This window comes from Streptomyces sp. NPDC042100 (genome assembly GCF_055582325.1).
In genome coordinates this window covers 537,789-545,649 of sequence record NZ_JBVJDK010000004.1, presented here as the reverse complement: position 1 = coordinate 545,649, position 7,861 = coordinate 537,789, and the positions used below count along the sequence as shown (strand labels likewise).

The 7,861-nt window shown below is 70.6% G+C and carries 5 protein-coding genes; 1 reads left to right on the top strand and 4 read right to left on the bottom strand.

Going from position 1 to position 7,861, the window contains the following annotated elements; translation table 11 throughout:
* Window positions 1–2,250 (top strand): condensation domain-containing protein (locus ACZ6J5_RS12415; protein ID WP_469390502.1); only part of this gene is annotated, 2,250 nt, incomplete at its 5' end.
* A gap of 84 nt (window positions 2,251–2,334) precedes the next feature.
* On the opposite strand, the gene leuD is transcribed toward ACZ6J5_RS12415, so the two are convergent.
* The 4 genes from leuD to ACZ6J5_RS12395 form a co-directional block, all read right to left on the bottom strand.
* Window positions 2,335–2,922, bottom strand: a complete 588-nt coding sequence (gene leuD / locus ACZ6J5_RS12410; RefSeq protein WP_469390500.1) for a 3-isopropylmalate dehydratase small subunit — start codon at window positions 2,920–2,922, stop codon at window positions 2,335–2,337.
* A 1-nt stretch (window position 2,923) separates the two neighbouring features.
* Complete coding sequence (gene leuC, locus ACZ6J5_RS12405) at window positions 2,924–4,333, bottom strand: 3-isopropylmalate dehydratase large subunit (RefSeq protein WP_469390499.1); 1,410 nt, start codon at window positions 4,331–4,333, stop codon at window positions 2,924–2,926.
* Window positions 4,334–4,360: 27 nt separating this feature from the next.
* Window positions 4,361–5,530, bottom strand: coding sequence for a LeuA family protein (locus ACZ6J5_RS12400; RefSeq protein ID WP_469390497.1), 1,170 nt, complete (start codon window positions 5,528–5,530; stop codon window positions 4,361–4,363).
* Between the two features lie 294 nt (window positions 5,531–5,824).
* Complete coding sequence (locus tag ACZ6J5_RS12395; protein ID WP_469390495.1) at window positions 5,825–7,828, bottom strand: alkyl/aryl-sulfatase; 2,004 nt, start codon at window positions 7,826–7,828, stop codon at window positions 5,825–5,827.
* Window positions 7,829–7,861 lie beyond the last annotated feature (33 nt).

The following is a 7,861-nucleotide window of genomic DNA, read 5'->3' as shown; positions in this document are numbered from 1 at the left end:
GATGCCGAGGGGACGCCGCCGATCGGTGGTCCGATCGCGGGCCAGCGGGCCTATGTGCTTGATGGCGGGCTGCGTCCGGTTCCGGTGGGTGTGGCCGGAGAGCTCTATCTCTCCGGGGGCGGCCTGGCGCGCGGCTACGTCAATCGGCGGGGTCTGACGGCCGAGCGTTTCGTGGCCGATCCGTTCGGTCCGGCGGGTGCCCGGATGTATCGCACGGGTGACCTGGTGCGGTGGCGGGCGGACGGTCAGCTCGACTATCTGGGTCGTACGGATGATCAGGTGAAGGTGCGGGGTTTCCGTATCGAGCTGGGTGAGATCGACGCGGTGCTCGGTGAGCATCCGGCGGTGCGTGGTGCGGTGGTGCTGGCTCGTGAGGACCGTTCGGGCGAGGCGATGCTGGTGGCCTACGTGACGTTGGACGACGGTGCTGAGGTGACGTCGGCGGAGTTGCGGGCGTACGTCGGCAGGCGTCTGCCGGAGTACATGGTTCCGGCCGCCGTCGTGGTGCTCGACGCGTTCCCGCTGACATCGAACGGGAAGCTGGACCGGCGTGCGCTGCCCGTTCCGGTGCTGGAGAGCGCCGGGTCGGGGCGGGCTGCGCGGGGGCCGGTGGAGGAGATCCTGTGCGAGCTGTTCGCGGAGGTGCTGGGGGTCTCCTCGGTCGGTGTCGAGGACAACTTCTTCGACCTGGGCGGTCACTCGCTGCTGGCGACGCAGTTGATCAGCAGGATCCGCTCCGTGCTCGGCGCGGAGGTCGCGATCCGGGCGCTGTTCGAGGCGCCTACGGTCGAAGCCCTGGCCGTACGGCTGGGGCCGGGGGCGGGTTCGGGGGCGGACTCCCGTCCGCCGGTGGAGCCCGCGGTGCGGCCCGAGGTGCTGCCGTTGTCCTTCGCGCAGCGACGCCTCTGGTTCCTCCAGCGCTTCGAGGAGTCCTCGACCTACCACATTCCGGTCGCGCTGCACCTGCGGGGCGAGCTGGACATCGAGGCGCTGCGGGCGGCGCTGGGTGACGTGGTGGCGCGGCACGAGAGCCTGCGGACGGTCTTCCCCGAGATCGACGGGATGCCGCACCAGCGCATCCTGAAGGCGGGCGAAGCGGCGATCGGCTTCGACGTGGTCGAGGCGGACGCCGAGGGCCTGGAGGAGCTGGTCGCGGCGGAGTCCGGGCGCAGCTTCGACCTGTCCAGCGAACTACCCCTGCGGGCGCGCGTGTTCAGGGTGGACGGCGATACCCATCTGCTTCTGCTGGTCCTGCACCACATCGTGGGCGACGGCTGGTCGATGGGCCCGCTCACCGGGGACCTGGCGCGAGCGTACGGAGCACGGCGCGGCGGGACCGCTCCGCAGTGGGAGGCGCTCCGGGTGCAGTACGCCGACTACACCCTGTGGCAAGGGGAACTGCTGGGCGACGCGCAGGATCCGGAGAGCCTGCTCAGCCGGCAGACCGACTACTGGATGAAGGAGCTGGCGGGACTTCCCGACCGGATCCCGCTGCCCGTGGACCGTCCGCACCCCGAGGTCAGCTCGTACAAGGGGCAATGGCGGCCGTTCAGCTTCGACGAGGAGACGCACCGCGGCGTCATCCGGCTCACCCAGGAGTCCGACGCCACCGTGTTCATGGTGCTGCAGGCGTCACTGGTGGCCCTCCTCACCCGACTGGGCGCGGGCTCCGACATCCCGATCGGCAGCCCGATCGCCAACCGCACCGACCAGGCGCTGGAGGGACTCATCGGGTTCTTCGTCAACACGCTGGTGCTGCGGACCGACACCTCCGGCGACCCCACCTTCCGCGAGCTGCTCGCCCGCGTACGGGACACGGACCTCGCCGCGTACGCCCACCAGGACCTGCCCTTCGACCTCCTGGTGGAGAAGCTGAATCCGCAGCGGACGCTCTCCCACCACCCGCTCTTCCAGATCATGCTGGCCCTGCAGAACACCGCCCAGGGCCGCCTGTCCCTGGACGGCCTCTCGGCCAGCTACCAGAAGGTGGACACCGGGACCTCGCGGTTCGATCTGTTCTTCAGCCTCTGGGAGCAGTTCGGTGAAGGGAGGGCGCCGGTCGGCATCGAGGGCACGATCGAGTACTCGGCGGACCTGTTCGAGGCGGCCACGATCGATGCCCTCGTCCAGCGGTGGGCCAGGGTCCTGCGATCGGTGGTGGCCGAGCCCGACCAGCGTCTCGACCAGCTTGAGATCATGACGGACGAGGAGCGGGCCTGGCTGCTGGGCGACTGGTCCCAGGGCGACTGAGACACGAGCGCGAGGGCCGGGCCTCCCCACGCGGGGCGGCCCGGCCCTCGGGCTCGTGGCGGGTGGAACGCGGAGCGCGCGGTGTCAGCGCGTCGTCGGCAACTGCGGGCGCCGCCCGCTCTCGTACGCGGCGATCTCGTCCTCATGGTCCAGGGTGGCCGCGATCGGGTCGAGCCCGGCCAGCAGCCGGCGGCGTGCCTCCGCGTCGATGGCGAACGCCTGCGACCGGCCCGGCCAGCGGACCTCCAGGCGTTCGAGATCCACCGTGATCCCGGTCGCCGGGTCGGCTTCGATGGACTGCCAGAGCGACTCGATCACGTCCTCCGGGAGGGCGACGGTGAGCAGGCCGTTGAGGAGCGCGTTCCCCCGGAAGATCTCCCCGAAGCGCGGGGCGAGCACGGCTCGGAACCCGTAGTCCTGCAAGGCCCAGACCGCGTACTCCCGGGACGAACCGGTGCCGAAGTCGGTGCCCGCCACGAGCACCGAGGCGCCCTCGTGCTCCCGTCGGTTGAGTACGAACCCGGGGTCGTCCCGCCAGTCGGCGAAGAGGGAGTCGGCGTGCCCGTGCCGGGTGGAGCGCGTGCAGAAGCGCACCGGGATGATCTGGTCGGTGTCGACGTCGGTCCTGCGCAGGGGCACCGCCGTGCCCTGGTGAACGGTGAACCGTCGCATGTCAGGCCCGCGCTTTCAGGTCGCCGGGAGCCGCCAGGTGGCCGGCCACCGCGGTGGCGGCCGCCACCATCGGGGAGACGAGGTGGGTGCGTGCGCCCTTGCCTTGGCGGCCCTCGTAGTTCCGGTTGGTCGTCGAGGCCGCGCGCTGCCCCGCGCGCAGCCGGTCCTCGTTCAGCGCGGCACACATCGAGCAGCCGGCGGCGGCCCGGAAGTCCGCGCCGGCGTCCGCGAAGACCGCGTCCAGGCCCTCGGAGACGGCCTGGCGCCGCACCTGGGCCGAGCCGGGGACGATGATCAGCTCGACGGACTCGGCCACCTTCCGGCCCCGCAGCACCGCGGCGCACTCCCGCAGGTCCTCGATGCGTCCGTTGGTGCAGGATCCGACGAACACGACATCGACGCCGAGGTCGCGGAGGGGAGTGCCGGGGCTCAGGTCCATGTACTCCAGGGCCTTCTCCGCCGCCGCCCGGTCGTGGGCGTCCGTCAGCGTGCCGGGATCGGGCACGGCCTCGTGCAGCGGGGCGCTCTGGCTGGGGTTCGTGCCCCAGCTGACGTAGGGGCTGAGTGCCGCGGCGTCCAGGACGATCTCATGGTCGAACACCGCGTCGGGGTCCGTGCGCAGGGATTCCCAGAAGGAGACCTCGGCGTCCCAGGCCGGTCCCTCGGGCATACCGGGCCGTTCGCGCAGATAGTCGAAGGTGACCTGGTCAGGCGCGATCAGGCCCGCTCTGGCCCCTGCCTCGACCGACATGTTGCACAGGGTCATGCGCCCCTCCATGGAGAGGGAGCCGATCGCCTCGCCCCGGTATTCGATGACGCGTCCCCGGCCCCCGGCCGTGCCGATCCGTGCGATCAGGGCGAGGGCGAGGTCCTTCGCCGTCACGCCGAGGGGCAGCGCGCCGTTCACGGTGACGGCCATGGTCCCCGGCCACTTCAGGGAGAGGGTCTGGGTGGCCAGCACGTGTTCGACCTGGCTGGTGCCGATCCCGAGTGCGAGGGCGCCGAACGCGCCGTGCGTGGTGGTGTGCGAGTCGCAGCACACGACCGTCATGCCGGGCCGCGTCAGGCCCAGTTCCGGCCCGATGACGTGGACGATGCCCTGTCCCGCGTCACCGAGCCGGTGGAGCGGGATGCCGAACTCGGCGCAGTTCTGCCGCATGAGCGCGGACTGCTGCCGGGCCAGCGGGTCCTGGATCCCCCGGTCGACGGCGATGGTGGGTGTGTTGTGGTCCTCCGTACCGATGGTCAGATCGGGTCTGCGGACCGTGCGTCCCGCGTCCCGCAGCCCGTCGAAGGCCTGGGGGGTGTTCACCTCGTGGAGGAGGTGGAGGTCGATGTAGAGCAGATCGTCGCCGCCGTCGGACCGCACGACGTGCAGGTCCCAGAGCTTCCGTGCCAGTGTCGAACCCATGGGTGGTGATTCCGGCCCTTTCCGCTGTCAGCCCTGGGCCGATTCCCGGCCGGTGCCTATGAGCTCCGAAGCGAGGCGCTCCTTGAGCGTTTCGAGGGTGTCGCAGTCGCCGTCGATCCGCTCGGTGATGTGCGTCCGGTAGAGCTTTTCGAGCTCCTCGTCGGTCACGGTGATGCTCAGCTCGGTGAGGAGGTGGCGCAGCACGGCGCGGCCCGAGTGGCGCCCGATCATCAGGGAGCGCTGCCGGCCGAACCGGGCGGGCTCCACGTACTCGTAGGTCGCGGGATTCCGCAGGACTCCCTGCTGGTGGATTCCCGCGGCGGTGCCGAAGGCGTACGTGCCGAAGATCGCCTTCGCGCGGACCTCGGGCAGGCGGATCGCCTCGCGCAGCACGCCGTAGGCGCTGTACATCTCCTCCGTGTCGATCGAGGTGTAGAACCCGTAGTGCTCCTTCTTGTAGAGCAGGAGGGCGGCCAACTGCTCCAGAGGGGTGTTTCCCGCCCGCTCGCCGATGCCGCCGAGGGTGACCTGGGCCTCGTCCGCACCGGCCTGGATGCCGCTCACCGCGTTCGCCAGGGAGAGGCCGAAGTCGTCGTGACAGTGGGTGGAGACGCCGACGTGCTCCGGGGCCCACGAGCGGAAGTCGGCGATCACGTCCGCGTACTGGTCGGGCGTGGAGTATCCGCAGGTGTCGGCGGGAACGAGCCGGGTGGCTCCCACGTCGACCGCGCCCTCGACGTAGGCGCGCAGCAGGTCGCGCTCGCCTCGGCTGGCGTCCTCGATGGCCAGCGCGATCGACTCCACTCCCAGCGACCGGGCGTGCGCGACGGCGTCGACGACCTCGCGGATCCCCTCGCGGCGGCTGATCCCGCGCTTGTGCTCAAGGTGCAGGTCGCTGCCGGACACGAGGACCTGCACCTCGTGACGGTCGGTGCCACCCGCGCGCACGGCGGTTTCGACGTCCGCGCGGACGGCTCGGGAGAGGGTGGCGAACCGGGCCGTCGTCAGGCTCTCCGAGACGAGTCGCGCGGCCTCGAAGTCGCTGGGGGAGGAGGCGGGGAACCCCACCTCGATGCGATCGACACCCAGCTTCTCCAAGTGCAATGCGAGACGCAGCTTTTGGCCGGGCGTCATGGCGTTTCCCGGCGCCTGCTCACCGTCGCGAAGTGTGGTGTCGAAGATGGTTACTCGGCGCATTCTGAAGCAATCTCTCTCTAGTTGAGTCTGCCGTGCAGCGCGAGGACCTGCTGGTGGCGGTCCCCCGGGGTTGACGAGTCGGCACATCGGTAGATCGAGAGGTTATCTCTCTCGAACAAAGTTGGCCAAGGTGCCTGATGTTGTTGATCGTTGAGGTTCATTTCCCTCAACACGCTTTCCACGCAGTGGTGGTGACTGACCGGCATAGAGAGAGCGAGGAGCTCACCGCGCACCCGCGACATGACGAGGCCGGCGCCCTCCCGGGGGAGGGCGCCGGCCGGTGGAGCCGCCGGATCAGGGGGTGGTGAGGCCGAACCAGTACGCGAAGGTGTCGAGCAGCGCGTCGAAGGCGTTCAGCGTGTCGAGGGTGCCCGCGTCGACGGTCAGCGAGCCGTCCGCGACGAGCTCCTCGGGCGTGGCCTGCGCGATGGCGAGCCGGTTCAGACCGTCACGCGTGACGGTGTAGGCGGCGTCCGTGGTGGCCGGGTCGAGCGTGCCGGGCTCCTGGACCAGGACGCCGTTGCGGACCCGCAGGGTGTACGTGGTGGGGTCGCCGGGGATCCCGCCGGTCACCGTCAGGCCCAGGGACAGCGGCTGCCTCGCCGCGTTCGGGCCGTTGAGCCGGATGCCGAGGTAGTCGAAGAGCATGTCCAGCGGCATCGCGGCCAGCACCGGCGGCGTGATGATCTGCGGCGAGGGCAGGGAGACGGGGCTGTCGACCGGGCGGACCCGCAGCTCGTTGGCGGCGGCGAGGTAGAAGTTGCGCCAGGGGCCGCTCTCCGCCTGGTACCCGAGCTGTTCGAGCACGTCGGCCTGGAGGCCGCGGGCGGCGGAGTCGGCCGGGTCGGCGAAGACCACATGGGTCAGGAGCTCGGCCGCGAAGCGGTAGTCCTGCGCGGTCTTGGCGTTGTCGAAGACCGTACGGGCGATGTCCACGACCTTGTCGGCGCCGCCGAACGCGTCGACGTACCGGGCGCCGGCCTCCTCGGGCGGCAGCGTGTGCAGATGGGCCGCGTTGCCGTCGTACCAGCCGAGATAGCGCTGGTACACCGCCTTGGAGTCGTGGTTGACGGTGCCGTAGTAGCCCCGGTTGTACCACTGACCGCCCAGGGACTCCGGCACGGCGCCGTCCAGCTCCTCGCCGATCTCCGTCATCGTGTGGCCGTGGTTGGCCAGCCGGAGCGACTGGTCGTGCAGGTACCGGTACAGATCCGCCTGCGAGGTGAGGAAGGAGCGGATCGTCTCCGGCGCCTCCTCGCTGTTCCAGCGCGGCCAGAAGTGGGAGGCGAACAGCGAGTCGGAGCGGTCCGCGTACCAGGCGGCGGACTGGAGGAGGAACTCCGACCACGCCTTGGCGTCCCGGACCTGGGCACCGCGCAGGCTGTACAGGTTGTGCAGGGTCGGGGTCGCGTTCTCCGCCATGCACAGGGCGCGCACGTCGGGCAGGTAGAAGTTCAGCTCGGCCGGGGCCTCGGTGCCGGGGGTGAGCTGGAACTCGATGTTCACCGGCCCGAAGGCGTGCACGATTCCCGGCGCCGCGAGCTCGGAGGTCACCGTGAAGGTCGGGGCCAGCAGCCCCGAGGTGCCCAGCGAGTTGGCCTTGCCCAGGCCCGCGTCCACCTGCCCCTGCTCCGAACGCTCAAGGAGCGAGCCGTACATGAACTGGGCGCGGCGCTGCATCGCGTTGCCCGCGTAGACGTTCTCGCTGACGGCGTGCTCCAGGAAGCCGTCGGGGGCGATGACGTCGACGCCTTCGGGCAGCGCCCCGTCCGCCCACAGGCCCAGCACGCCGCCGTAGTGGTCGATGTGCGAGTGGGTGAAGATCACGGCCCGGATGACCCGGTCGCCGCCCCGCTGCTCCCGGTAGAGTGCGAGCGCGGCGGCCGCGGTCTCCTCGCTGATCAGGGGGTCCACGACGACGATCTCCCGGGAGGAGCCGGACGGGTCCTCCAGGAAGGTGATGTTGGACAGGTCCATGCCCCGGACCTGGTAGACCGCGTCCGCGACGACCTCGAACAGGCCGGCGTTCATGTTCAGCCGCGCGTTGCGCCACAGGCTCGGGTTGACGGTGTCCGGGGCGTCGCCTTCGAGGAACCCGAACGGTGTCAGGGACCAGGCGGGGACCGGGCCGCCGTCGGCCTTCTCGACGGTGAAGTCGGCGGGTAACGCCGCGATCAGCCCCTGGGCGGCGAACGCGGCCTCCGCGTCCGTGGCCGGGTCGGGGACGACGACGGCCGCGTTCAGGTCCCGCGTCAGCGGGGTGGCGGGCTGGGGCTGGGCGCGATCGGGAAGAGCCACGGGTGTTCTCTGCCTTTCGTCGGCTGGACGGAG